General features: G+C 65.0%; 20 protein-coding genes and 3 tRNA genes. 1 reads left to right on the forward strand and 22 read right to left on the reverse strand.

What is annotated here, in order from left to right:
- Positions 1-64: 64 nt before the first annotated feature.
- From nusA to ACT6SE_RS14675, 22 genes are all read right to left on the reverse strand, one after another.
- Positions 65-1,576, reverse strand: a complete 1,512-nt coding sequence (gene nusA, locus ACT6SE_RS14570) for a transcription termination factor NusA (RefSeq protein WP_014647859.1) — start codon at positions 1,574-1,576, stop codon at positions 65-67.
- A 4-nt stretch (positions 1,577-1,580) separates the two neighbouring features.
- The gene (gene rimP, locus ACT6SE_RS14575; RefSeq protein ID WP_014647860.1) at positions 1,581-2,171 is read right to left on the reverse strand and encodes a ribosome maturation factor RimP; all 591 of its coding nucleotides are present in this window, start codon (positions 2,169-2,171) and stop codon (positions 1,581-1,583) included.
- Positions 2,172-2,537: 366 nt separating this feature from the next.
- Positions 2,538-2,614 (reverse strand) — tRNA-Met (locus tag ACT6SE_RS14580).
- A gap of 82 nt (positions 2,615-2,696) precedes the next feature.
- Positions 2,697-2,773: transfer RNA gene (locus tag ACT6SE_RS14585), tRNA-Met, on the reverse strand.
- A 127-nt stretch (positions 2,774-2,900) separates the two neighbouring features.
- Positions 2,901-4,361, reverse strand: coding sequence for an NADH-quinone oxidoreductase subunit NuoN (gene nuoN, locus ACT6SE_RS14590; protein ID WP_032957446.1), 1,461 nt, complete (start codon positions 4,359-4,361; stop codon positions 2,901-2,903).
- 15 nt (positions 4,362-4,376) lie between these two features.
- Positions 4,377-5,885 carry an NADH-quinone oxidoreductase subunit M gene (locus ACT6SE_RS14595; RefSeq protein WP_019660580.1) on the reverse strand — a complete coding sequence of 503 codons (1,509 nt, stop codon included), beginning with the start codon at positions 5,883-5,885 and terminating at the stop codon, positions 4,377-4,379.
- A 23-nt stretch (positions 5,886-5,908) separates the two neighbouring features.
- The gene (gene nuoL, locus ACT6SE_RS14600; protein WP_046431809.1) at positions 5,909-8,083 is read right to left on the reverse strand and encodes an NADH-quinone oxidoreductase subunit L; all 2,175 of its coding nucleotides are present in this window, start codon (positions 8,081-8,083) and stop codon (positions 5,909-5,911) included.
- Positions 8,084-8,090: 7 nt separating this feature from the next.
- A complete protein-coding gene (gene nuoK / locus ACT6SE_RS14605) occupies positions 8,091-8,396 on the reverse strand; it encodes an NADH-quinone oxidoreductase subunit NuoK (protein WP_005417921.1) in 306 nt (101 codons plus the stop codon).
- Positions 8,393-9,049 (reverse strand): NADH-quinone oxidoreductase subunit J, encoded by a 657-nt coding sequence (locus tag ACT6SE_RS14610; RefSeq protein ID WP_014647864.1) that lies wholly within the window; start codon positions 9,047-9,049, stop codon positions 8,393-8,395. The genes nuoK and ACT6SE_RS14610 overlap by 4 nt, the downstream gene beginning before the upstream one ends.
- 9 nt (positions 9,050-9,058) lie before the next feature.
- Positions 9,059-9,547, reverse strand: coding sequence for an NADH-quinone oxidoreductase subunit NuoI (gene nuoI, locus ACT6SE_RS14615; RefSeq protein WP_005410456.1), 489 nt, complete (start codon positions 9,545-9,547; stop codon positions 9,059-9,061).
- A gap of 4 nt (positions 9,548-9,551) precedes the next feature.
- Positions 9,552-10,646 (reverse strand): NADH-quinone oxidoreductase subunit NuoH, encoded by a 1,095-nt coding sequence (gene nuoH / locus ACT6SE_RS14620; RefSeq protein WP_014037948.1) that lies wholly within the window; start codon positions 10,644-10,646, stop codon positions 9,552-9,554.
- A complete protein-coding gene (nuoG, locus tag ACT6SE_RS14625) occupies positions 10,643-12,877 on the reverse strand; it encodes an NADH-quinone oxidoreductase subunit NuoG (protein WP_014647865.1) in 2,235 nt (744 codons plus the stop codon). Before nuoG ends, nuoH begins: the two co-directional genes overlap by 4 nt.
- A complete protein-coding gene (gene nuoF, locus ACT6SE_RS14630; RefSeq protein ID WP_014647866.1) occupies positions 12,874-14,214 on the reverse strand; it encodes an NADH-quinone oxidoreductase subunit NuoF in 1,341 nt (446 codons plus the stop codon). Before nuoF ends, nuoG begins: the two co-directional genes overlap by 4 nt.
- A 4-nt stretch (positions 14,215-14,218) precedes the next feature.
- The gene (nuoE, locus tag ACT6SE_RS14635) at positions 14,219-14,746 is read right to left on the reverse strand and encodes an NADH-quinone oxidoreductase subunit NuoE (RefSeq protein ID WP_014647867.1); all 528 of its coding nucleotides are present in this window, start codon (positions 14,744-14,746) and stop codon (positions 14,219-14,221) included.
- 97 nt (positions 14,747-14,843) lie between these two features.
- Entirely contained in the window at positions 14,844-16,151 is a 1,308-nt protein-coding gene (locus ACT6SE_RS14640) for an NADH-quinone oxidoreductase subunit D (protein ID WP_014647868.1), read from the reverse strand.
- Entirely contained in the window at positions 16,148-16,897 is a 750-nt protein-coding gene (locus tag ACT6SE_RS14645) for an NADH-quinone oxidoreductase subunit C (RefSeq protein ID WP_014647869.1), read from the reverse strand. The genes ACT6SE_RS14640 and ACT6SE_RS14645 overlap by 4 nt, the downstream gene beginning before the upstream one ends.
- Positions 16,898-16,930: 33 nt before the next feature.
- The gene (locus ACT6SE_RS14650) at positions 16,931-17,485 is read right to left on the reverse strand and encodes a NuoB/complex I 20 kDa subunit family protein (RefSeq protein WP_005417936.1); all 555 of its coding nucleotides are present in this window, start codon (positions 17,483-17,485) and stop codon (positions 16,931-16,933) included.
- The gene (locus ACT6SE_RS14655; RefSeq protein ID WP_008265012.1) at positions 17,476-17,832 is read right to left on the reverse strand and encodes an NADH-quinone oxidoreductase subunit A; all 357 of its coding nucleotides are present in this window, start codon (positions 17,830-17,832) and stop codon (positions 17,476-17,478) included. Before ACT6SE_RS14655 ends, ACT6SE_RS14650 begins: the two co-directional genes overlap by 10 nt.
- Before the next feature lie 111 nt (positions 17,833-17,943).
- A tRNA-Leu gene (locus ACT6SE_RS14660) sits at positions 17,944-18,028 on the reverse strand.
- A 51-nt stretch (positions 18,029-18,079) separates the two neighbouring features.
- Entirely contained in the window at positions 18,080-18,517 is a 438-nt protein-coding gene (secG, locus tag ACT6SE_RS14665) for a preprotein translocase subunit SecG (protein WP_014647871.1), read from the reverse strand.
- 31 nt (positions 18,518-18,548) lie between these two features.
- Complete coding sequence (gene tpiA, locus ACT6SE_RS14670; protein ID WP_014647872.1) at positions 18,549-19,304, reverse strand: triose-phosphate isomerase; 756 nt, start codon at positions 19,302-19,304, stop codon at positions 18,549-18,551.
- 781 nt (positions 19,305-20,085) lie between these two features.
- On the reverse strand, positions 20,086-21,021 hold the full coding sequence (locus ACT6SE_RS14675) for an isopenicillin N synthase family dioxygenase (protein WP_032956201.1): 936 nt from the start codon (positions 21,019-21,021) through the stop codon (positions 20,086-20,088).
- Between the two features lie 194 nt (positions 21,022-21,215).
- On the opposite strand from ACT6SE_RS14675, the gene ACT6SE_RS14680 reads away from it, so the two are divergent.
- Positions 21,216-22,760 (forward strand): DUF3413 domain-containing protein, encoded by a 1,545-nt coding sequence (locus ACT6SE_RS14680; protein ID WP_444811014.1) that lies wholly within the window; start codon positions 21,216-21,218, stop codon positions 22,758-22,760.
- The last annotated feature ends 1 nt before the right edge of the window (position 22,761 follow it).

Below are 22,761 nucleotides of genomic sequence, written 5' to 3' on the forward strand. Positions count from 1 at the left end.
CCCGCATGTGGAGGTGGCGCGGATTCTACGCCCTGAGCGGCTCAGGGCCCTGTTCATTGCCGGCTCATTCGCCGCGTTCCAGTCGGGCGATCTCCTCGGCACGGGCGGCCAGGATCAGCGCAGCGGCGCGCGCCTGATCCAGTCCTTCGATGCCGAAGTCCATGACCTCGTCGGCGGCCAGGTCGGACAGATCCTCGCTGGTACGCACGCCGTGGCCGGCCAGCGCGTATGCGGTGGCTTCGTCCATGCCCTTCAGGGACAGCAGGTCCTGCGCCGGCTGGCCGTCTTCAAGGCCTTCCTCGACTGCCAGGGCCTCATTGAGCAGCGCATCGCGGGCACGAGCGCGCAGCTCTTCGACGATGTCCTCGTCGAAACCTTCCACGGCCAGCAGTTCGCCGACCGGGACATATGCGATTTCCTCGACGGTGCCGAAGCCTTCGCTGACCAGGATGCCGGCGATTTCCTCGTCCACTTCCAGCTTGTCCATGAACAGCTGGCGGGCCGCAGCCTGCTCGGCTTCCGACTTGGCGGTGACCTGGTCCTGGGTCATCACGTTGAGCTGCCAGCCGGTCAGGCGGCTGGCCAGGCGCACGTTCTGGCCGCCCTTGCCGATCGCCTGGGCCAGGCGGTCTTCGGCAACGGCCAGGTCCATCGAGTGCTTGTCTTCATCGACGATGATCGACTGCACTTCGGCCGGCGCCATCGCGTTGATGACGAAGTTGGCCGGGTTGTCGTTCCACAGCACGATGTCCACGCGCTCGCCATTGAGCTCGTTGGACACGGCCTGCACGCGCGAACCGCGCATGCCGATGCAGGCGCCGATCGGATCGGTGCGCTGGTCGTGGGCAAGCACGGCGATCTTGGCGCGGTCGCCCGGGTCACGTGCACAGGCCTTGATTTCCACCAGGCCCTGGCCGACTTCCGGCACTTCCAGCTTGAACAGCTCGATCATGAATTCCGGGGCGGCACGGCTGATGAACAGCTGCGGGCCACGCGGCTCCGAGCGCACTTCGGCCAGGTAGCCGCGCACGCGGTCACCGGCGCGCAGCACGTCGCGCGGGATGCCCTTGTCCTTCGGGATGAAGCCTTCGGCGTTGCCACCGAGGTCGACATAGATGTTGCCGCGCTCGGCGCGCTTGACCACGCCGGTGATCAGCTCACCCACGCGATCCTTCCACGCATCCACGACCTGCTGGCGCTCGGCTTCGCGCACGCGCTGGACGATGACCTGCTTGGCGGCCTGGGCAGCGATGCGGCCGAAATCCGGGTTCTCGATCTGCTCTTCGATGTAGTCGCCGACCTCGACGCCTTCGGCTTCATCGACGGCATCCATCAGGCGAATCTGGCGGTCCGGCGATTCCATGACCACGTCATCGGCCACCACTTCCCAGCGGCGGAAGGTTTCGTAGCTGCCGTCCTTGTGGTCGATGACCACGCGGGTCAGCACTTCCTCGTCGGGATAGCGCTTCTTCGCTGCCGAGGCCAGGGCGGCCTCGATGGCATCGAAGATCACTTCACGCGGCACGCCCTTCTCGTTGGCGACTGCGTCGACTACCAGCAACAGTTCCTTGCTCATTGGCTCACTCCGCGCGCGGCTTCTTTGCCGCCGGCTCGTTGGAAGAAGAATTCGTGTTCGGCTTCGGACGCTTCGGTGCCGGACCGGTCGGCTTGCTCGGGGCCAGCCCCAGCGCCACCCAGTCGGGCATGATCCGTGCCTTGTCGATGTTGTCGGCCGACACGACCACTTCGGCCTTGTCGACGATGAAAGTGATGGTCCCCGCCGCCTCGTCGGTCGCCTCGATACGACCCTGCAGGCGACGACGGTTGTCCTGCGGCAGCTTCAGCGTGACCTTGGCCGATTCGCCGAGGTGACGGCCGAACTGCTCCAGGCTGAACAGCGGACGGTCGACGCCCGGCGAGGACACTTCCAGCGTGTAATTGCCGCTGATCGGGTCCTCGACGTCCAGCTGCGCCGACACTTCGCGGCTGACCCGCTCGCAGTCGTCGACATTGATGATGCGCTCGGGCTGTTCAGCCAGCGGCACGTCGATGTAAAGGCGCAGGGTCGCACCGCCGGGGGCCGGCAGATACTCAACGCCCAGCAGCTCCAGGCCCAGCGACACAACGGTCGGGGCGAGCAGATTCGCGATGTCGGTTGCCTTGTCGCTCACAGCCTGCCTTGATCTCTATGGTTGGGTGCCGGCCTTGGCCGGCGTGGAAACGTGACGCCCCGGAAACGACAAAGGGCCCGTTGGGCCCCTTTTCCGGAAAGACTCCGGTGACTGGATTCCGGTTGCAACCTGCATTGCCTGCCGGTTGCGGCTCTCCTTCCGGGTCCGGACTCCCGCTGGGAGGCCGCCTTCAGGGGTACTGCTAGGCCGCTGATGATAGCGACTGCACCGCACTGGTGCAAGGTGCGGACCCGGGTCAGATCCCTTTTCCCGTGGATAAGGGATCTGACCCCGATCACACAGAAACAACGCAGACCCCAAAGAAAAACGCCCTCGAAGCAGGACTTCGAAGGCGATCTCTTTACTTGGTAGCGGGGGCAGGATTTGAACCTGCGACCTTCGGGTTATGAGCCCGACGAGCTGCCAGACTGCTCCACCCCGCATCAGAAGCGGAATCATGAGGCATTGCTGCGACAAATGCAAGCTTTCCCTCATTCATCGAAACGGTTGGCGCCGATCCGACGTTGGTAGCGGGGGCAGGATTTGAACCTGCGACCTTCGGGTTATGAGCCCGACGAGCTGCCAGACTGCTCCACCCCGCACCGGAAGTGTTTGAACTGCTGCCCTGCTCTTTCGAGGAGGGCTACCGCAACGATGTTCTGGCTGAACCGCTGCAGTGACAACTCAGGCTGCGCATATTACACGAATCGCGCAGCTTTGTGTCAACTTTCATGCAAGATGCGCAAATGCCTGCTGGCACCAGACCATGATCGGGTTCCAGGCCAGGCCCAGCGCGAGCAGCGCCAGGGCATTCACGCCCAGCACCACGCCCAGCACGCGGTCGTTGCTGCGCGGCATGGCCTCGCCCACCGGCTCATCGAAGTACATGACCTTGATGACGCGCAGGTAGTAGAAGCAGCCGACCACGGCGCACAGCACGCCGAGGATGGCCAGCCACAGCAGGCCGCCGTTGACGGCCGCGCCCAGCACCGCCAGCTTGGTCCAGAAGCCCAGGAACGGCGGGATGCCGGCCAGCGACGCCATGATGCACAGCACCAGGCCGGCCATCCACGGGTTGCGGGCGTTCAGGCCCTTGAAGTCCTCGATGTTCTCGGCTTCAAAGCCGGCACGCGACAGCGCGATGATCGCGCCGAAGGCGGCGGTGGACATGATCGCGTAGGCCAGTGCGTAGAACAGCGCGGCGGCGTAGCCCTGCGAACCGCCACCGGCGATGCCCATCAGCAGGAAGCCGATGTGCGAGACGGTGGAGAACGCCAGCATGCGCTTGAGGTTGCTCTGCGCGATGGCCATCAGGTTGCCGATGACCAGCGATACCGCGGCCAGGCCGGCAATCAGCAGCTGCAGTTCGGTCGACAGCGGACCCACGCCCATTTCCAGCAGGCGGTAGGCCATGCCGAACGCGGCCAGCTTCGGCGCCGAGCTGATGAACAGTGCGATCGGTGCCGGGGCACCCTGGTACACGTCCGGCAGCCACATGTGGAACGGCGCGGCACCCAGCTTGAAGGCGACGCCGGCGATCATGAACACCGCACCGGTGATCAGCAGCACGCGCTCTTCCGAGTGCGGGATGGCCTCGCGGATCACATCCAGGTGCAGGCTGCCGGTGGCGCCGTAGATCAGCGACATGCCGTAGAGCAGCAGGCCCGAGGCCAGCGAACCCAGCACGATGTACTTCATCGCCGCTTCCGACGCCAGGCCGCTTTCGCGGTTGCTGGCGACCAGGGCGTAGGAGCACAGCGCCAGCAGTTCCAGGCCCAGGTAGACCATCAGCAGGCTGCCGGCCGAGACCAGGATCATCATGCCGGCGGTACCGAACAGGATCAGCACCGGGATCTCGCCCTGGAACAGGTCGCGATCACGCAGGTAGCGCCAGCCGTAGACCAGGGTCAGGCCGCTGAGCAGCACGATCCCGGTCTTCATCACGTCCGCGGCGGTATCGCGCACGAACATGCCATGGAAGACCTCGCCCTGCCCGCCCACGCCGGTGGCCAGCATGAACAGCACCACGGCCAGCGCAGCGAGCGAGAACAGGTGGGTGACGATCTTGTTCCGGTTGCTGACGAACAGGTCGAGGATCATCAGGGCGAAGGCGCTGCCGATCAGCACCAGCTCGGGAGCGAGCGGTGGCAGGTCAGCGGCGGTCAATGGCAGCAGCGGCGAGGTGGTCATCATCAAATCCTGGAATTACAGCAGCTTGCTGGATGCGATCTGCATCGCCAGCTTCGCGATCGAGGGCTCCATCAGGTCGGTCAGCGGCTTGGGGTAGATGCCCAGGGCCAGCACGCCGATGGCGAACACGCCCAGCACCAGCCATTCGCGGCCGTTGATGTCCTTCAGTTCGGCAACATGGCTGTTGGCCACTTCACCGAAGAAGATGCGCTTGTACAGCCACAGGGTGTAGGCGGCGCCGATGATCAGGGTGGTGGCCGCGCCCAGGGCGATCCACGGATTACGCTGGAAGGCCGAGAGGATGACCATGAACTCGCCAACGAAACCGCTGGTACCCGGCAGGCCCGCGTTGGCCATGAAGAACAGCATCGCGAAGGTGGCGAACCACGGCATCACGTTGACCACGCCGCCGTAATCGGCGATGCGGCGGCTGTGCATGCGGTCGTACAGCACGCCGACGCAGGAGAACATCGCGCCGGACACGAAGCCGTGCGAGATCATCTGCACCATGGCGCCCTGCAGGCCCAGGCGAGCGGCATCGGCGTTGCCGGCTTCGCGCACCAGCCACAGGGCGATGAAGGTGCCCAGGGTGACAAAGCCCATGTGCGCGATCGACGAATAGGCGATCAGCTTCTTCATGTCGTCCTGCACCAGGGCGACCAGGCCGACGTAGATCACGGCGATCAGCGACAGCGCGATCACCAGCCAGGCCCATTCCTGCGACGCGTCCGGGACGATCGGCAGGTTGAAGCGCAGGAAGCCGTAGCCACCGATCTTCAGGGCGATCGCGGCCAGGATCACCGAACCGGCGGTCGGCGCTTCCACGTGGGCGTCCGGCAGCCAGGTGTGGACCGGGAACATCGGCACCTTGACCGCGAAGGCGATCAGGAAGGCGAAGAAGATCCAGGTCTGCTCCTTGGCCGACAGCGGCAGCGCGTACAGGTCGGCCAGCTGGAAGCTGCCGCCCTTCATGTACAGGTAGATCAGCGCCACCAGCATCAGCACCGAGCCGAGGAAGGTGTACAGGAAGAACTTCAGCGCGGCGTAGATGCGGCGCGGACCGCCCCAGACACCGATGATCAGGAACATCGGGATCAGCATCGCTTCGAAGAACACGTAGAACAGCATTGCGTCCGTCGCGGCGAAGATGCCGACGGTGACACCTTCCAGGATCAGGAAGGCCGCCACGTACTGGTTCACGCGCTTGTCGATGGCGCTCCAGGCGCCGATCAGGGCAAGCACGCTGACCAGGGTGGTCAGCAGGATCAGCGCCACGGCAATGCCGTCCACGCCCAGGTTGTAGCCGATCTTGTACGCCGGGATCCAGGCATGGGTCTCGACGAACTGCAGACCATCGACGCCTGCGTTGTAGCCGCTCAGCAGCGAGAGGCTCGCCACGAAGGTCAGCACCGCTACGCCCAGCGACGCCCAGCGGGCGGTCTGCGCATCACGGATCGCAAGGATCAGGGCACCACCGATGATCGGCAGCCAGATGAGGACACTGAGTAGAGGCCAGTTCGACACGTCTTCTTATTCCGTACAGGTCATCAACGCAGGTAATGCATCAGCACGCCCAGCAGGGCAATCAGGCCGATGATCATCGCGAAGGCGTAGTGATAGAGGAAACCGGATTGGGTACGACGCAGCACGCCGGCTGCGACGTCCACAACACGTGCCGAGAGATTGACCACGCCGTCGACGATGTTGCTGTCGATCCAGCGCGAGACCTTGCCCAGCTTGACGCTGCCACCGGCAAAGCCATCGATCCACAGCTTGTCGAAGCCGTACTTGTTTTCAAGCACCGACACCAGCGGAGCAAAGGTCTTGCGGGCCTTGCCCGACAGGTCCGGCTTCCACAGGTAGAACAGTGCGGCCAGCAGGAAGCCCGCAACGGTCAGCATGAACGCCGGAGCCATCATGCCATGCAGCGCGAAGGCGACCGGGCCATGGAACTCCTCACCCAGGAAGCCGATGGTGTTCTTAGCCGGATCGTAGAAGTCGACGATGCCGGTGAAGAACGTGTGCGCCTGGCCCTTGATGGCATCGTGCGCGTGGTTGCCGGCCCAGTCGGTGCCGTACAGCATCGGGCCGATGCTGAAGAAACCGATGGCGATCGACGGGATGGCCAGCAGGATCAGCGGCAGGGTCACCACCCACGGGGTTTCGTGCGGCTCGTGCGGACCGTGGCCATGGCCGTGGTCGTCGTGGCCATCACCATGGTGTGCATCGCCGTGGTGGGCGTCGGCGGCGTGGTGATCGTCATGGCCGTGGCCGTGATCGTCATGCGCGTCGCGGAAACGCTCCTTGCCGTGGAAGGTCAGGAACAGCAGGCGGAAGCTGTAGAAGCTGGTGACGATCACGCCACCCAGCACCGCCCAGTAGCCATAGGTGGCCACCCAGCTGTTGGACAGGTGCGCGTGCAGCTCGGCCGCCTCGATGATGGTGTCCTTCGAGTAGAAGCCGGAGAAGAACGGCGTGCCGACCAGCGCCAGGGTACCGATCCACATGGTGATGAAGGTGATCGGCATGTACTTGCGCAGGCCGCCCATCTTGCGCATGTCCTGCTCGTGGTGCATCGCGATGATGACCGAGCCGGCGCCCAGGAACAGCAGGGCCTTGAAGAAGGCGTGGGTCATCAGGTGGAACACGGCAGCCGAATAGGCCGACACGCCCAGTGCAACCGTCATGTAGCCCAGCTGCGACAGGGTCGAGTACGCGACCACGCGCTTGATGTCGTTCTGCACGATGCCGATCAGGCCAGTGAAGAACGCGGTGGTGGCGCCGATGAACAGCACGAAGTTCAGCGCGGTCTGCGACAGCTCGAACAGCGGCGACATGCGGGTGACCATGAAGATACCGGCGGTCACCATCGTCGCGGCGTGGATCAGTGCCGAGATCGGGGTCGGGCCTTCCATCGAGTCCGGCAGCCACACGTGCAGCGGGACCTGGGCCGACTTGCCCATGGCACCGATGAACAGGCAGATGCAGATGACGGTGGCGATCGACCAGATCACCGGCTCGTTCAGCAGCTGCATGCCCAGCAGCGTGCCGTCCCAGATCTGCAGCTGGGCGCGCGGGTCGGCCAGCATGCCGGCCTGCGAGAACACCTGCGAGTAGTCCAGGGTGCCGAACACCCACAGCACGCCGGCGATGCCCAGCAGGAAGCCGAAGTCACCGACGCGATTGACCAGGAACGCCTTCATGTTGGCGAAGATCGCGGTCGGGCGCTTGAACCAGAAGCCGATCAGCAGGTACGACACCAGGCCCACCGCTTCCCAGCCGAAGAACAGCTGCAGGAAGTTGTTGCTCATCACCAGGGTGAGCATCGAGAAGGTGAACAGCGAGATGTAGCTGAAGAACCGCTGGTAGCCCGGATCGTCCTGCATGTAGCCGATCGTGTAGATGTGGACCAGCAGCGACACGAAGGTCACCACCACCATCATCATCGCGGTCAGCTTGTCGACCATGAAGCCGACGTGGGCCGAGTACTGGCCGACTTCGAAGAACGTGTAGATGTTCTGGTTGAACGGCTGCGCCCCACCCCACAGCAGCTGGTAGAGCGTATACATCGACAGGCCGCAGGCCACCGCGACGCCGAGGATGGTGATGGTCTGCGCGCCAAAGCGCTTGACCTGGCGACCGAACAGGCCGGCGATGATGCTGCCGAACAGCGGTGCGAGCACCACTGCGATCAACAGACTCTTGGAGAGAGTGATTTCCATCTGTGGATCAGCCCTTCAACGAATCGACTTCGCCGACATTGATCGTGCGGCGTGTACGGAACAGGGTCACCAGGATCGCCAGGCCGATGGCGGCTTCCGCGGCGGCGACGGTCAGGATGAAGAACACGAACAGCTGGCCGGACGGATCGCCCAGCTGACGCGAGAAGCCGACGAAGTTGATGTTCACCGACAGCAGCATCAGCTCGATCGACATCAGCAGGACGATGACGTTCTTCCGGTTGAGGAAGATACCGGCCAGGCTGATGGCGAACAGCACCGCGCCCAGCGCGAGGATATGGCCAAGGGTGATCACGGCTGGGTCTCCTCGCCGGCGACCGGCTTGCTGTTGCTGTGCACGACCGGTGCTTCGGCACCCATCTTGACCATGCGCAGGCGCTGGCCGGCCTTGACCATGGTCTGCTGGCCCGGGTTCTGGCTCTTCACGCCGGTACGGCGACGCAGGGTCAGCATCACGGCGGCAACCACGGCCACGGTCAGGATGACAGCGGCGAACTCGAACGGCAGCAGGTACTCGGTGAACAGCGTGCGTGCCAGCCAGGTGATGTTGGAGCTGTCGGCGGCGACCGCAGCGGCGTTGTCGGCCGGGAACGGCGTGACCGAACGCGCCTTGACCCCGATCAGGATCAGCATCTGCGCCAGCATCGCGACCGCGACAATCAGGCCGACCGGCAGGTAGCGCACCCAGCCCTCACGCAGCTTGGTGGGGTCGATGTCCAGCATCATCACCACGAACAGGAACAGCACCATCACCGCACCGACGTAGACCAGCACCAGCGCCACACCGAGGAACTCGGCGCCCACCAGCAGCCACACGCAGGCGATGGAGAAGAAGGTCAGCACCAGGCAGAGCACGGCGTGAACCGGGTTGCGCACGCTGATCACCGCACCGGCCGAAACCGTTGCCGCGATGGCGAACACCCAGAAAGCGATATTTACCCAATCCATCTCTCGACCTCAGCGGTAAGCGGCATCGGCGGCGCGACGCTCGGCGATCTCGTTTTCGAGACGGTCGCCCAGGGCCAGCAGCTGCGGCTTGGTAACGATGTTTTCGCCACGATTCTCGAAGTGGTACTCGAGGATGTGGGTTTCGACGATCGAGTCCACCGGGCAGCTTTCCTCACAGAAGCCACAGAAGATGCACTTGAACAGGTCGATGTCATAACGCGTGGTGCGGCGGGTGCCGTCCTCGCGCTTGGCCGAGTCGATGGTGATGGCCAGCGCCGGGCACACCGCTTCGCACAGCTTGCAGGCGATGCAGCGCTCTTCGCCGTTGGGATAACGGCGCAGCGCATGCAGGCCACGGAAGCGCGGCGACTGCGGGAACTTCTCCATCGGGTACATCATCGTGTACTTCGGCTTGAAGCTGTACTTCAGCGTCAGCCAGAGGCCCGCCAGCAGTTCGAGCAGCAGCAGGCTCTTGAAGTAATGGGTAATCCTGTTCATCACTTTAGACGCCCTTTTGAATCACGCCGAAGAACACCATGACGGCGGTAACCGCGATCCACAGAATGGCCAGCGGGATGAAGACCTTCCAGCCCAGGCGCATGATCTGGTCGTAGCGGAAGCGCGGGAAGCTGGCACGGAACCAGATGTAGGCACTGGCGAAGAAGAACACCTTGACGAACAGCCACGGCGCGCCCCCCTTCCAGATCCAGTCGACCAGCGGCGAGACATCGCCGAAGTTGACCCAGCCCTGGACCGGGCTCAGCCAGCCGCCGAGGAAGAAGATCGAGATCAGGAAGCTGATCAGGATCATGTTCGCGTATTCGGCCAGGAAGAACAGGGCGAAGGCACCGCCGGAGTATTCGACCATGTGGCCGGCGACGATTTCCGATTCGCCTTCCACCACGTCGAACGGCGCGCGGTTGGTTTCAGCCACGCCCGAGACCCAGTAGATGACGAACAGCGGGAACAGCGGCAGCAGGAACCAGTCGAAGAAGCCGGAACTGCCGGCCTGCGCCATCACGATGTTGCTCAGGTTCAGGCTGCCCGAGGCGATCATCACGCCGACCAGGGCGAAGCCCATGGCGATTTCGTAGCTGATCATCTGCGCCGAGGCGCGCATCGCACCCAGGAACGCATACTTCGAGTTGGACGCCCAACCGGCCAGGATGATGCCGTAGATGCCCAGCGAGGTCATCGCCAGCAGGTACAGCAGGCCGGCGTTGGCGTTGGACAGCACGATCTGCGAATCGAAGGGCACCACCGACCAGGCCGCGAAGGCCGGGGCCAGGGTGATCAGCGGGGCCAGCAGATAGATCGCCTTGTTGGCGCTGCTCGGCTGGACCACTTCCTTGAACAGCAGCTTGAAGACGTCGGCGAAGGCCTGGAAGATGCCCATGCCCACGTACATCGGGCCGTGGCGGACGTGCATCCAGCCGATCAGCTTGCGTTCCCAGACCACGTAGAAGGCCACCGAGATGATCACCGGAACGGCGATCACCAGGATCTTCAGGATGATCCAGATCAGCGCGCCGATGTCACCGAGGCCCAGCAGCCACTGGTGCAGCGGGTCGACCGCGTTCAACAGCAATTCGTTCATGCAGCCACCACCGATACGCGAGCGGCACCCAGCGGCGCGGTCGCGCCGTGGCCCGATTCAATCCAGACCGAACCCGCAGCGACGCGGGCGTCGACCACCACCGGCAGGGTGGCCTTGCCGGCATCGGTGCCGACCTTGGCCATCTGCCCTTCCTGCAGCTGCAGGCGAGCGGCATCTTCAGCGTTCAGCACGATGCGCGGGGCGTTGTTGAGCGGATGCGACTGCAGCGCCGGGGCGCGACGGACCACCGCATCGGTGCGGTAGATCGCGGCGGTCGAAGCCACTTCCAGGCCTTCGCCGGCAACCACCGGCTGCGCCGAAGCGGCAACGGTGACCGACACCGGGGCCAGGCTGGCGCGCAGGCCGGCCAGGTCGGTGAAGTCGAAACCGGCCACGGCCAGCTCGCCGCCCAGGGCGCGCAGCACGCGCCAGCCTTCACGGGCCTCGCCCGGCAGCTTGCCGCCGGCACGGGCCGACTGCTCGCGACCATCAAGGTTGGTCAGGGTGGCGTCGATTTCCGGCAGCGCACCGATCGGCAGGATCACGTCGGCGACGTCGCGGGTCGAGGCACAGGCGAACTGGCTGAAAGCCACCACCTGGGCACCGGCCAGCGCCTTGCGCGCGGCAGGGGCATCGGCGAAGTCCAGGCCCGGCTCCAGGCCGTACACCACATAGGCCTGGCGCGGCTGCGCCAGCATCGCGGCGACGTCCTTGCCAGCCGGCAGCACACCGGCGCGGGTCAGGCCAACGGCGTTGGCGCCCTGCGGGATGCGGCACAGCTTGGCACCGGTGGCGGCGGCGAACTCACGCGCAGCAGCGCGGATCGCGGCAGCCTGCGGGTGGCTTTCGGCGATGCCACCGACGATCAGCACGGTGTTGTTGCCGCCCTGCACTGCCGAACGCAGCTCGGCGTTGGCCAGCGCGTCGACGAACTTGGACGGTGCGACGATCTGCTTGCCGGCGATGCTGAAGGCGAAGTCGAAGTCCACCGGGTTGACGACATGGATCTTCGCGCCCTTGGTGGTCTGCGCCTTGCGCAGGCGGGCGTGCAGCAGCGGCAGTTCGTGGCGGATGTTGCTGCCCAGAACGACGATGCGGTCAGCGCCTTCGATTTCGGCCAGCGGCAGGCCGAACACTTCGGCGGTTGCGGCGTCGGAGAAATCGCGGTTGTTGATGCGGTGGTCGATGTTGCCCGTGCCCAGGCCCTTGGCCAGGCGGGCCAGCAACGCGCCTTCCTCGTTGGAGGTGGACGGGTGCACCAGCACGCCCAGGTTGTCGCCCTGGTTCGCCTTGAGGATCTCGGCGGCCGCGGCCAGGCCTTCGGCCCAGCTCACTTCCTTCCACTCGCCATTGACCTTGCGCAGCGGCTTGACCGCACGGTCTTCGCTGTACAGGCCCTGGTGCGAGTAGCGGTCACGGTCGGACAGCCAGCACTCGTTCACGGCTTCGTTGTCGCGCGGCACGGTGCGCAGCACTTCACCGCGACGCACGTGCAGGAACAGGTTCGAACCCATCGCGTCGTGGTAGCCCAGCGATTCGCGCGCGGTCAGTTCCCACGGACGGGCGCGGAACTGGAACACCTTGTTGGTCAGCGCGCCGACCGGGCAGACGTCGACGACGTTGCCGGACAGCTCGGTGGTCAGCGGCTTGCCGTCAAAGGTACCGATCTGCAGGTTCTCACCGCGGTACATGCCACCCAGTTCGTAGGTACCGGCAACGTCGGCGGTGAAGCGGACGCAGCGGGTGCACTGGATGCAGCGGGTCATCTCGGTAGCGACCAGCGGGCCCATGTCCTCGTCCGGCACCACGCGCTTGCGCTCGTTGAAGCGGCTGACCGAACGGCCATAGCCCAACGATACGTCCTGCAGCTCGCACTCGCCGCCCTGATCGCAGATCGGGCAGTCCAGCGGGTGGTTGATGAGCAGGAACTCCATCACCGAGCGCTGGAACTTCAGTGCCTTTTCGCTGCGGGTGGCGACCTTCATGCCGTCCATCACCGGGGTGGCGCAGGCCGGCGCCGGCTTCGGCGACTTCTCCACGTCCACCAGGCACATGCGGCAGTTGGCGGCGATCGGCAGCTTCTCGTGGTAGCAGAAGCGCGGAATCGGAATACCGGCCTTGTCGGCCGCCTGGATGATCATCGAACCCTTGGGCACGACCAGCGACTTGCCATCGATCTCGATGGTCACGTGATCCGGTGGCACGTTCGGGTTTACGGGTTGCGCGCTCATGCGGCGGCTGCCTCCACCTTCTTGCCGTCAACCATCGAATGACCGTTGACGATGTAGTACTCGAATTCGTCCCAGAACTGGCGCAGGAAGCCCTGGATGGGCCATGCAGCCGCTTCACCGAACGCACAGATGGTGTGGCCTTCGATCTGCCCGGCCACCGCCTTCAGCTGGTGCAGGTCTTCCATCGTGGCCTTGCCGGCGACGATGCGCTCCAGCACGCGGTGCATCCAGCCGGTACCTTCACGGCACGGGGTGCACTGGCCGCAGGATTCCTTGTGGAAGAACTGGCTGATGCGGCAGGCGAACTTGACGCAGCAGACGCTGTCGTCGAGCACCACGATCGCGCCCGAACCCAGGCCGGAGCCCAGTGCACGGATGGTGTCGTAGTCCATCGGCAGGTCCTCCAGCTCGGCCGCGGTCAGCACCGGCATCGACACGCCGCCCGGGATCGCGCCCTTCAGCGTGCGGCCCGGACGCAGGCCACCGGCCATTTCCAGCAGGTCGTGGAATTTGGTGCCGAGCGGCACTTCGAAGTTGCCGCCGTTCTGCACGCAGCCGGACACCGAGAAGCACTTCGGACCGCCGTTGGCGGTCAGGCTCAGGCCCTTGAACCACTCCGGACCGTTGCGGATGATCGCCGGCACCGAACCGTAGGTTTCGGTGTTGTTGATCGTCGACGGCTTGCCATACAGGCCGAAATTGGCCGGGAACGGCGGCTTGTAGCGCGGCTGGCCCTTCTTGCCCTCCAGCGATTCCATCAGCGCGGTTTCTTCGCCGCAGATGTAGGCGCCGGCGCCCAGCGCACCGTAGATGTCGATGTCCACGCCGCTGCCGAGGATGTTCTTGCCCAGCCAGCCGTTCGCATAGGCGTCGGCCAGGGCCTGCTCGAAGTGCTCGAACGGCTCGTGGTGGAACTCACCGCGCAGGTAGTTGTAACCCACGGTCGAACCGGTGGCGTAGCAGGCGATCGCCATGCCTTCCACCACCGAATGCGGGTTGTAGCGCAGGATGTCGCGGTCCTTGCAGGTGCCCGGCTCGGATTCGTCCGAGTTGCAGAGGATGTACTTCTGCATGTTGCCCTTGGGCATGAAGGACCACTTCAGGCCGGTCGGGAAGCCTGCGCCACCGCGGCCGCGCAGGCCCGAGGCCTTGACCATCTCGATGACCTGCTCCGGCGGGATCTTCTCTTCGAGGATCTTGCGCAGGGCGGCGTAGCCACCGGTCTTCAGGTAGCTTTCGTACGACCACGGGGTGTCGTAATGCAGGGTGGTGTAGACCACCTGGTGCGGCAGCGGCGCGGGGCCGACCGGACCCTTGGATTCGTGGTGATGTGCCATGCCCTTACTCCAGCCCGTCCAGCAGCTCGTCGACCTTTTCCAGGGTCAGACGCTCATGGTAGTGACCGTTGATGACCATCATCGGCGCGCCGCCACAACCGGCCAGGCACTCTTCCTCGCGCTTGAGGTAGACGCGGCCGTCCGGGGTCGATTCACCGTGCTTGATGCCCAGCTTCTTCTCGCAATGGCGGACGATGTCCTCGGCGCCATTGAGCCAGCAGCTGATGTTGGTGCAGATGGCCACGTTGTTGCGGCCCACCTTCTCGGTCTCGAACATCGAGTAGAAGCTGGCGACCTCGTAGGCCCACACCGGCGGCAGGTCGAGGTACTTGGCGACGGCGGCGATCAGCTCGTCGGTCAGCCAGCCCTGGTTCTGCTCCTGGGCCGCATGCAGGCCCTGCAGCACGGCAGAGCGCTTGCGGTCCGGCGGGAACTTGGACAGCCAGTGATCGATGTGAGCGCGGGTCTTGTCGCTCAGCACCACCATCGGGTCGACGTCGCGCGCCGCCTCGAAATTACCTGTCGCCTTCATCGGCCGACCTCAGCGAAATGCATAACGTGAAATTCCAGAAACTGCGGCGCCGGCTTGCGCCGGCTGCCTGCAGCGGGCGTTGGCGTGGCGGACGGCATTACCGGTCAACCTCGCCGAACACCAGGTCATAGGTACCGATCATCGCCACCACGTCGGCCAGCATGTGGCCGCGCACGATCGAATCGATCGAGGACAGGTGGGCGAAGCCCGGTGCGCGCAGGTGCACGCGGAAGGGCTTGTTGGCGCCATCGGAGACCAGGTAGCAGCCGAATTCGCCCTTGGGCGCTTCCACGGCCGCATAGGTTTCACCCGCCGGTACGCAATAGCCTTCGCTGAACAGCTTGAAGTGGTGGATCAGCGCTTCCATGTCGTCCTTCATATCCTCGCGCTTGGGCGGAGCGACCTTGAAGTTCTTGACCATGACCGGGCCGGGGTTGGCCTTCAGCCACGCCACGCACTGCTTGATGATGCGGTTGGATTCGCGCATTTCGGCGACGCGGACCAGGTAGCGGTCGTAGCAGTCGCCTTCCTTGCCCAGCGGGATGTCGAAATCGACAGCATCGTACTTGGCGTACGGGCGCTTCTTGCGCAGGTCCCAGGCCACGCCCGAGCCACGCAGCATCACGCCGGTCATGCCCCACTGGTGCGCCAGTTCAGGAGTGACCACGCCGATGCCGACGGTACGCTGCTTCCAGATGCGGTTGTCGGTCAGCAGGGTTTCGTATTCGTCGACGCGCTTGGGGAACTCGACGGTGAAGTTCTCCAGGAAGTCCAGCAGCGAGCCTTCGCGCGAAGCATTGAGCTGCTTCAGCGCCTTGCCCTTGTGCCAGCGCGATTCCTTGTACTTCGGCATGTGGTCCGGCAGGTCGCGGTAGACACCGCCCGGGCGGTAGTACGCCGCGTGCATGCGCGCGCCGGAGACCGCTTCATAGCAGTCCATCAGCTCTTCGCGCTCACGGAAGGCATACAGCATCACGGCCATCGCACCCAGGTCGAGCGCGTTGGAGCCCAGCCACATCAGGTGGTTGAGGATGCGGGTGATCTCGTCGTACATGGTGCGGATGTACTGCGCACGCTCCGGCGCCTCGATGCCCATCAGGGTCTCGATCGCGCGCACGTAGGCGTGCTCGTTGCACATCATCGACACGTAGTCGAGGCGATCCATGTAGCCGATCGACTGGTTGAACGGCTTGGACTCGGCCAGCTTCTCGGTGCCACGGTGCAGCAGACCCACGTGCGGGTCGGCACGCATGATGGTTTCGCCGTCCATTTCCAGGATCAGGCGCAGCACACCGTGAGCGGCCGGATGCTGCGGGCCGAAGTTCATGGTGTAGTTGCGGATTTCCTGCCGGCTTTCGGCGGCGTTGCTGGCGAACGCTTCGCCGGCCTGGTGTACGTGGCTCACTTCACTGCCTCCTGCGCGCGCTCACCGGCTGCGGTCTGCAGACGGGCGTCGTCACGGATCACGCGCGGCACGCCGACACGCGGCTCCACCGAGGTGACCGGTTCGTAGATCACGCGTTTCTTTTCTTCGTCGTAGCGGACTTCGACATTGCCGATCAGCGGGAAGTCCTTGCGGAACGGATGGCCGACGAAACCGTAGTCGGTCAGGATCCGGCGCAGGTCCGGGTGGCCTTCGAAGATCACGCCGTACAGGTCGAACGCTTCGCGCTCGAACCAGTTCAGGCCCGGCCACACGCTGGTCAGCGAGGACACCACCGGCAGCGCTTCGTCAGGGGCGAAGCAGCGCAGGTGCATCATCAGGTTGTGCTGGTACGAGCGCAGCTGGGCGACCACGGCGAAACGCTGGGTCGGCATGTGCTGCGGGCGGGCACCGTCGGCACCGTTTTCCTCGGTGGGGAACTCGCCCCACGCGAAGCGGCCCTGGGCCTTGCCTTCGACGCCACGGCTGAAGCCCTGCGAGGACACGTCGGCGGTGTCCCATTCGTCGGAACCATAACCGAGGTAGTCGACGCCGCACAGATCCACGGCCTGCTCGAAACCAAACTCGTCACGCAGCGCCAGGGCGGTGGCGTGCCACTCGGCGGCAGGCACTTCCAGCGTCACTTCGCCGCGGGGTTCGACCACGATGACCTTCGCACCAGCGAAACGTGCGGAGAGTCGGTCGATGAAGGATGCTTGCTCTGCCATGGGGGCTTGGCGCGCTCTTGTCAGGTGAAGGGGTCAGCGGGCGATGGTCTGTGTACGCCAGATCTTCTTCTGCAGCTGCAGGATCCCGTACACCAGCGCCTCGGCGGTCGGCGGGCAGCCCGGGACGTAGACGTCCACCGGCACCACGCGATCACAGCCGCGCACGACAGAATAGGAGTAGTGGTAATAGCCACCGCCGTTGGCGCAGCTACCCATCGAGATGACCCACTTCGGGTCCGGCATCTGGTCGTAGACCTTGCGCAGCGCCGGGGCCATCTTGTTGACCAGGGTACCGGCCACGATCATCACGTCGGACTGACGCGGCGACGGGCGGAACACCACGCCGTAACGGTCAAGGTCCAGGCGCGCGGCGCCGGCGTGCATCATCTCGACCGCGCAGCAGGCCAGGCCGAAGGTCATCGGCCACATCGAGCCGGTGCGCGCCCAGTTCAGCAGTGCGTCGACGCTGGTGGTGACGAAGCCCTTTTCCAGCAGCGGGTTGTCGCCTTCCGGCCGCAGGATGTCATCAACCCGGCCTTCCGGCGACGGGTTGTTCATGAGGCCATCGAGAGTCTGAATCACTCCCATTCCAGCGCTCCCTTCTTCCAGACGTAAATGAAACCGAGGAACAGCATGCCGACGAACAGGCCCATGGTGATGAGCGAACGGGCGCCCAGCTCCATGAAGACCTGGGTCCACGGCACGATGAAGATGATTTCCAGGTCGAAGACGATGAACTGGATCGCGATCAGGTAGTAGCGCACGTCGAACTTCATGCGCGCGTCTTCGAAGGCCTCGAAGCCGCACTCGTACGGCGACAGCTTTTCCAGATCGGGGCGGCGGGGACCGAGGAATCGACCAACCAGCATCAGCGTAATGCCGATACCGGTGGCAACGATCAGAAACAGCAGAGAAGGCAAATATTCGGCCAGCACAGCGATTCTCTCTTGCCTCTGCCGCCGCGCCTGCAGGCGCTTTGGCATGGGGGAGTGGACGGGAACCTGCCTGGCGCCTTGCGCGCCAGACGAACCCGCTTTACTTACAAATGGTGCCCAAGAGGGGACTCGAACCCCTACGACTTGCGTCGCTACCACCTCAAGGTAGTGCGTCTACCAATTCCGCCACCTGGGCAAACGATCACATCAGACTATCTTCCCGATGCGCCGCGTATTGTAACCGGCTTCAGTGTTTCTGGGAGCCTTCCGAAGGCTTTTCTTCACCAGAAACCGAAGATTCCGCCTGAGCCGGCACATTCGCCGCCGGAACCGGGGCGGCCGGGACCGGATCGGCCTTCGGAACGGCCGGCAGTTCGCCCGCCGGAGCCGCCGGCGCGCTGGCCGCCGGGGCGGACATCAGGCCCAGGTCCTGGTCGGCCGCCGGACGGGTGCCGTGACCGGCATACCAGGCCATGAAGAGACTGATGCCGAAGAACACGACGGCCAGCCACTTGGTCGACTTGGACAGGAAGTTCGAGGCGCCACGCGCACCGAACACCGTGCCCGAGGCGCCGGCGCCAAAGCCCGAACCCGCCGCCGCACCCGAGCCACGCTGCATCAGGATCAGCGCGATCATGGCCACAGCGACCAGCACGTAGACGACATTGAGGATCAACATCAGCATTGGAAACCGCCCTCGGACAATACTTCTAGGATTAGTTCGCGGCCGCCGCCCGTGCGATGGCCAGGAAGTCCGCGGCCACCAGGGAGGCGCCGCCGACCAGCCCACCATCGACATCCGGCTGCGCGAACAGTTCCCCGGCATTGTCGGGCTTCACGCTACCGCCGTAAACAATGGGCAGTGAATCAGCAATTCTAGCATCGAAGCGCGCAACTTCGCCACGGATGAACGCGTGCACCTGCTGTGCCTGCTCCTTTGTAGCGGTACGGCCGGTACCGATGGCCCAGACCGGCTCGTAGGCGACCACGGCCTTGGCAAAGCCGGCCGCGCCGACCAGTTCCAGCACCGGCGCCAGCTGGCTGGCGATGACCGCTTCGGTCTGTCCGGCCTCGCGCTGCTCCAGGGTCTCGCCCACGCACAGCACCGGCACCAGGCCGGCATGCTGGGCGGCGGCGAACTTGCGCGCGACCAGCTCGCTGCTTTCATGGTGATACTGGCGGCGCTCGGAATGGCCGACCAGGCCATAGCGGGCCCCGACCTCGACCAGCATGGCCGCGCAGACCTCGCCGGTATAGGCGCCCTTCTCGTTGCTGCTCACGTCCTGCGCGCCGAAGGCCAGGCTGGTCTCGCCGAAGTCCTCGACCAGCTCGCCCAGGTACGGCAGCGGCGGCAGGATCACCACGTCCACCCCCTCCAGCGGCAGCCCGGCGGCCACCTGCCCCAGCAGTTCATTGGCGAATTGACGGCTGCCATGCAGCTTCCAGTTTCCGGCGACGATCTTGCGGCGCATGAGCGGGTGGCTCCTGTGTGAAGTCAGCCGGTCATGATACCCGTTGCGGCAAAAATCCGTTTCCTTGTAAGCGGTTACATGGATTTTCAGCCAACGGCGCAGCCCCTCGTGGCGGAGGGGGGGGGCGGGGTTTGGTTGGTCGCGGAGAGCCCGGCTCGATCTGGGGCTTGGCCGGGCGGGTGGGACTGCGCAGGGGGCGCTGCAAGCACGTCCATGTAAGCTCGATCGCCGCTTGCTCGTGTGCGCTGTCCTGCGCACACGGCAAGACCGGGATTGGGCGTCCTGCCCAACCCGCCCGAGGCATGCCTCGGGCCCATGCGGCTCACGCCCCTGCGCAGCCCCACCCGCCCGGCCTCTGACACAGTCCGGCGGTTCCGCCCGCCACGGGAAGAAAAAAGAAGAGCAAGAGCAAAGACAAAAGCTGCATTCCGGGTTGATGCTGGCTGGACCAACCCCCTACCCCACTTCGATCCGAGAGATCTCATCCACGCATGGCGTGGATCTACCGTGTCGAGCAAGGTCGACACCCACCAACCGTCACCGGGAAACTGTCGAAGGCGGGGAGGTGTCGGATGGCGGGGTGTCCGCGGCGTGGATGCCGTGGCCAAGCCCCCAGGGATGGGTTTACGGCGTCCCCGCCATCCGACACCTCCCCGCCTCCCCACGGAACACCCCAGAGCCGCTTTGGCTTTGGACTTGCCGGCCAGCGGCCGGCACTACCGCGGGTGCAGGGTGCAACCCTGCAAAGAAAAAGGCCGCCTTTCGGCGGCCTCACTTTTCTTTACTTCAGCTTGATCTCGCGCAGGCGTTCCTCGAGGAAGCCGTGGGCGGTGATCGCCTCCGGATACCGGCTCGGGTTCTCCGGGGTGATGCACGAGGGCAGCACGTCGATCAGGAAGTCCGGGTTCGGGTGGAGGAAGAACGGCACCGAGTAGCGCGGCTGGCGCGCCAGGTCACCCGGGGGGTTGACCACGCGGTGGATGGTCGACGGATACACGTGGTTGGTCAGGCGCTGCAGCATGTCGCCGATGTTGACCACGATCGTGTCCGCATCTGACGTAAATGGCACCCACTCGCCGTCATGCGACTGCACTTCCAGGCCTGCGGCACTGGCGCCGACCAGCAGGGTGATGAAGTTGATGTCGCCATGGGCACCGGCACGCACGTTCGGGATGTCGTCAGTGGTGATCGGCGGGTAGTGGATCGGGCGCAGGATCGAGTTGCCGAAGTTGGTCTTGTCGGCGAAGAAGTCTTCCGGCAGGCCAATGTGCAGGGCCAACGCGGACAACACGCGCGACCCCAGGTTGTCCAGCGCCTGATACAGGCCGTAACCGCGCTCACGGAAACCTTCGACCTCGGCCGGCCACAGGTTCGGCGCCATCACGTCCCGGTACTTGGAATCGTCGGCGATCTCGCGGCCGATGTGCCAGAACTCCTTCAGGTCGAAATGCTTGGAGCCCTTGGCGGTTTCCACGCCGAACGGGGTGTAGCCGCGGGCGCCGCCGCTGCCGGCCACGTGGTACTTGCGCTTGACCTCTTCCGGCAGGGCGAAGAAAGCCTTGAAGGCATCGTAGGCCGCGTCGATGTCGGCCTGCGGGATGCCGTGGTTACGGATGCCCGCGAATCCCCATTGGCGGTAGGCCGCGCCCAGCTCGGCCACGAAGGCCTCGCGGTCGCTGTCGAAACGGGTGATGTCGAGGGTGGGGATCTGGCTCACAGCGGTTCCTGGCTTGTCGTTGGGTCTGAGGGGGCCAACGCATTCATGGCCCGCCTGAACATTGTGACAGATCGCCCGGGGGACGCCACTCGATACACGGAAACAAACCGATACAATGCGCGACCCGCGCGCGGAGCAACGCTTCCGTCACGTTGGCCCCGCCCCTCCCCTGCACCCCCTGAACCTGCCCCACCATGCCCGCAGCTGCCCCTGCCGCCCCTGCCATTGAAGGTTCCGCCCGGCGCTGGCGGCGGCTGGCCTGGTGGTCGCTGTTCATCGTCGGCAATGCGGTACTGGCCGCGGCGATTGCGCTGGGCAATGTACCGCTGCGTGACAATCCGGGCGGCGGCGCCGGCCTGGCCTATCTGGCGGTCGCCCTGCCCGGCCACCTGCTCGCGTTCGGTGCGCTGGCCGGCCTGCTGCCGCTGCTGCTGGGCCTGTGGCCACGCAGCGCGCGTACGCTGAGCATCAGCGCGGCCGTGCTGCAGGGCCTGTGGCTGTGCCTGCTGCTGGTCGACGCCAAGGTCTTCACCCTGTACCGCTTCCACCTCAATGCCATGGTCGTGAACATGGTGTTCGGCGGCGCCCTGCAGGACCAGGTTGCCCTGTCCTGGAAGACCTGGCTGCAGGTCGGCCTGCTGGTTGCCGCGGTCTTCACCGCCGAGGGCCTGCTGGCCTGGGCGTGCTGGAAACTGCTGCCGGCCGCGCCGCGCCGTCGACGGGTGCTGCAGGCCTGGGCGGTGGTCGCGCTGCTGATGGCCGGCGGCCAGGTCGCCACGGCCTACTACGACGCCCGCGGCGACCGTGATGTGATCGCGCAGTGGAACTACCTGCCGTGGGCGCAGCCGATCACGGCCAAGAGCTTCATGCGGCGCCTGGGCGTGGTCAGCCAACAGCACGCCGGCCTGCCCGACCCGCGCCATGCGCAGCTGCTGTACCCGCTGCATCCGCTGCGCTGCCAGAGCCCACATCGTCCCAACGTACTGATGGTGGTACTGGAGTCGCTGCGCCACGATGTGCTGACACCGCAGCTGATGCCCAACACGTCGACGCTGGCGCAGGATGCGCGCGTCTTCGACCACCATTTCAGCACCGGCAATGCCACCCGCTACGGCCTGTTCGGGCTGCTCTACGGCCTGCCCGGCGGCTATTGGCCGAGCATGCTTGACGAGCAGCGTGGCTCGCAGCTGTTCCAGGTGCTGGGCCAGCAGGGCTACGACCTGCACCTGTACGGCAGTGCGCCGTTGTACAGCCCGGAGTTCGATCGCACGGTGTTCGCCGATGTCCGCGACCAGCTGCACCAGGGGCCGGCAGCGCTGAAGTCAGACGGCCGCGACCGCGCGATCATCAGTGCGCTGCAGCAGGACATCCGCGCCAGCCAGGCCGCGCAGCGCCCGTGGTTCGGCTTCGTGTTCCTCGACTCCACCCATGCGCCCTACCACATGCCCGAGGGCTATCCGGCGGTGGCCACACCGATGGCCGCCGATATCGATTTCCTCAAATTCGGCCCGGAGCATGACCCGACGCCGGAACTCAACCGCTACCGCACCGCCGTGCACTATGCCGACAGCCTGATCGGCTCGCTGCTGGACGACCTGCGCGCACAGGGCCTGGCCGAGGACACCATCGTGCTGGTCACCGGTGACCATGCCGAAGAGTTCAACGACCTCAAGCTGAACTACTGGGGCCACAACGGCAACTTCTCCGACTATCAGCTTGAATCGCCCAGGGTTCCGTAGA

It is taken from the genome of Stenotrophomonas sp. LC732, from assembly GCF_052446685.1.
Classification (GTDB): Bacteria; Pseudomonadota; Gammaproteobacteria; order Xanthomonadales; family Xanthomonadaceae; genus Stenotrophomonas; species Stenotrophomonas muris.

Excerpts from the sequence above, each read along its gene's own strand:
- nusA (WP_014647859.1), bottom strand. The coding sequence starts at position 1,576 with ATGAGCAAGGAACTGTTGCTGGTAGTCGACGCAGTCGCCAACGAGAAG.
- nuoN (WP_032957446.1), bottom strand. The coding sequence starts at position 4,361 with ATGACCACCTCGCCGCTGCTGCCATTGACCGCCGCTGACCTGCCACCG.
- nuoL (WP_046431809.1), bottom strand. The coding sequence starts at position 8,083 with ATGGAAATCACTCTCTCCAAGAGTCTGTTGATCGCAGTGGTGCTCGCA.
- ACT6SE_RS14610 (WP_014647864.1), bottom strand. The coding sequence starts at position 9,049 with ATGGATTGGGTAAATATCGCTTTCTGGGTGTTCGCCATCGCGGCAACG.
- nuoI (WP_005410456.1), bottom strand. The coding sequence starts at position 9,547 with ATGAACAGGATTACCCATTACTTCAAGAGCCTGCTGCTGCTCGAACTG.
- nuoH (WP_014037948.1), bottom strand. The coding sequence starts at position 10,646 with ATGAACGAATTGCTGTTGAACGCGGTCGACCCGCTGCACCAGTGGCTG.
- nuoG (WP_014647865.1), bottom strand. The coding sequence starts at position 12,877 with ATGAGCGCGCAACCCGTAAACCCGAACGTGCCACCGGATCACGTGACC.
- nuoF (WP_014647866.1), bottom strand. The coding sequence starts at position 14,214 with ATGGCACATCACCACGAATCCAAGGGTCCGGTCGGCCCCGCGCCGCTG.
- nuoE (WP_014647867.1), bottom strand. The coding sequence starts at position 14,746 with ATGAAGGCGACAGGTAATTTCGAGGCGGCGCGCGACGTCGACCCGATG.
- ACT6SE_RS14645 (WP_014647869.1), bottom strand. The coding sequence starts at position 16,897 with ATGGCAGAGCAAGCATCCTTCATCGACCGACTCTCCGCACGTTTCGCT.
- ACT6SE_RS14650 (WP_005417936.1), bottom strand. The coding sequence starts at position 17,485 with ATGGGAGTGATTCAGACTCTCGATGGCCTCATGAACAACCCGTCGCCG.
- secG (WP_014647871.1), bottom strand. The coding sequence starts at position 18,517 with ATGCTGATGTTGATCCTCAATGTCGTCTACGTGCTGGTCGCTGTGGCC.
- tpiA (WP_014647872.1), bottom strand. The coding sequence starts at position 19,304 with ATGCGCCGCAAGATCGTCGCCGGAAACTGGAAGCTGCATGGCAGCCGT.
- ACT6SE_RS14680 (WP_444811014.1), top strand. The coding sequence starts at position 21,216 with ATGCCCGCAGCTGCCCCTGCCGCCCCTGCCATTGAAGGTTCCGCCCGG.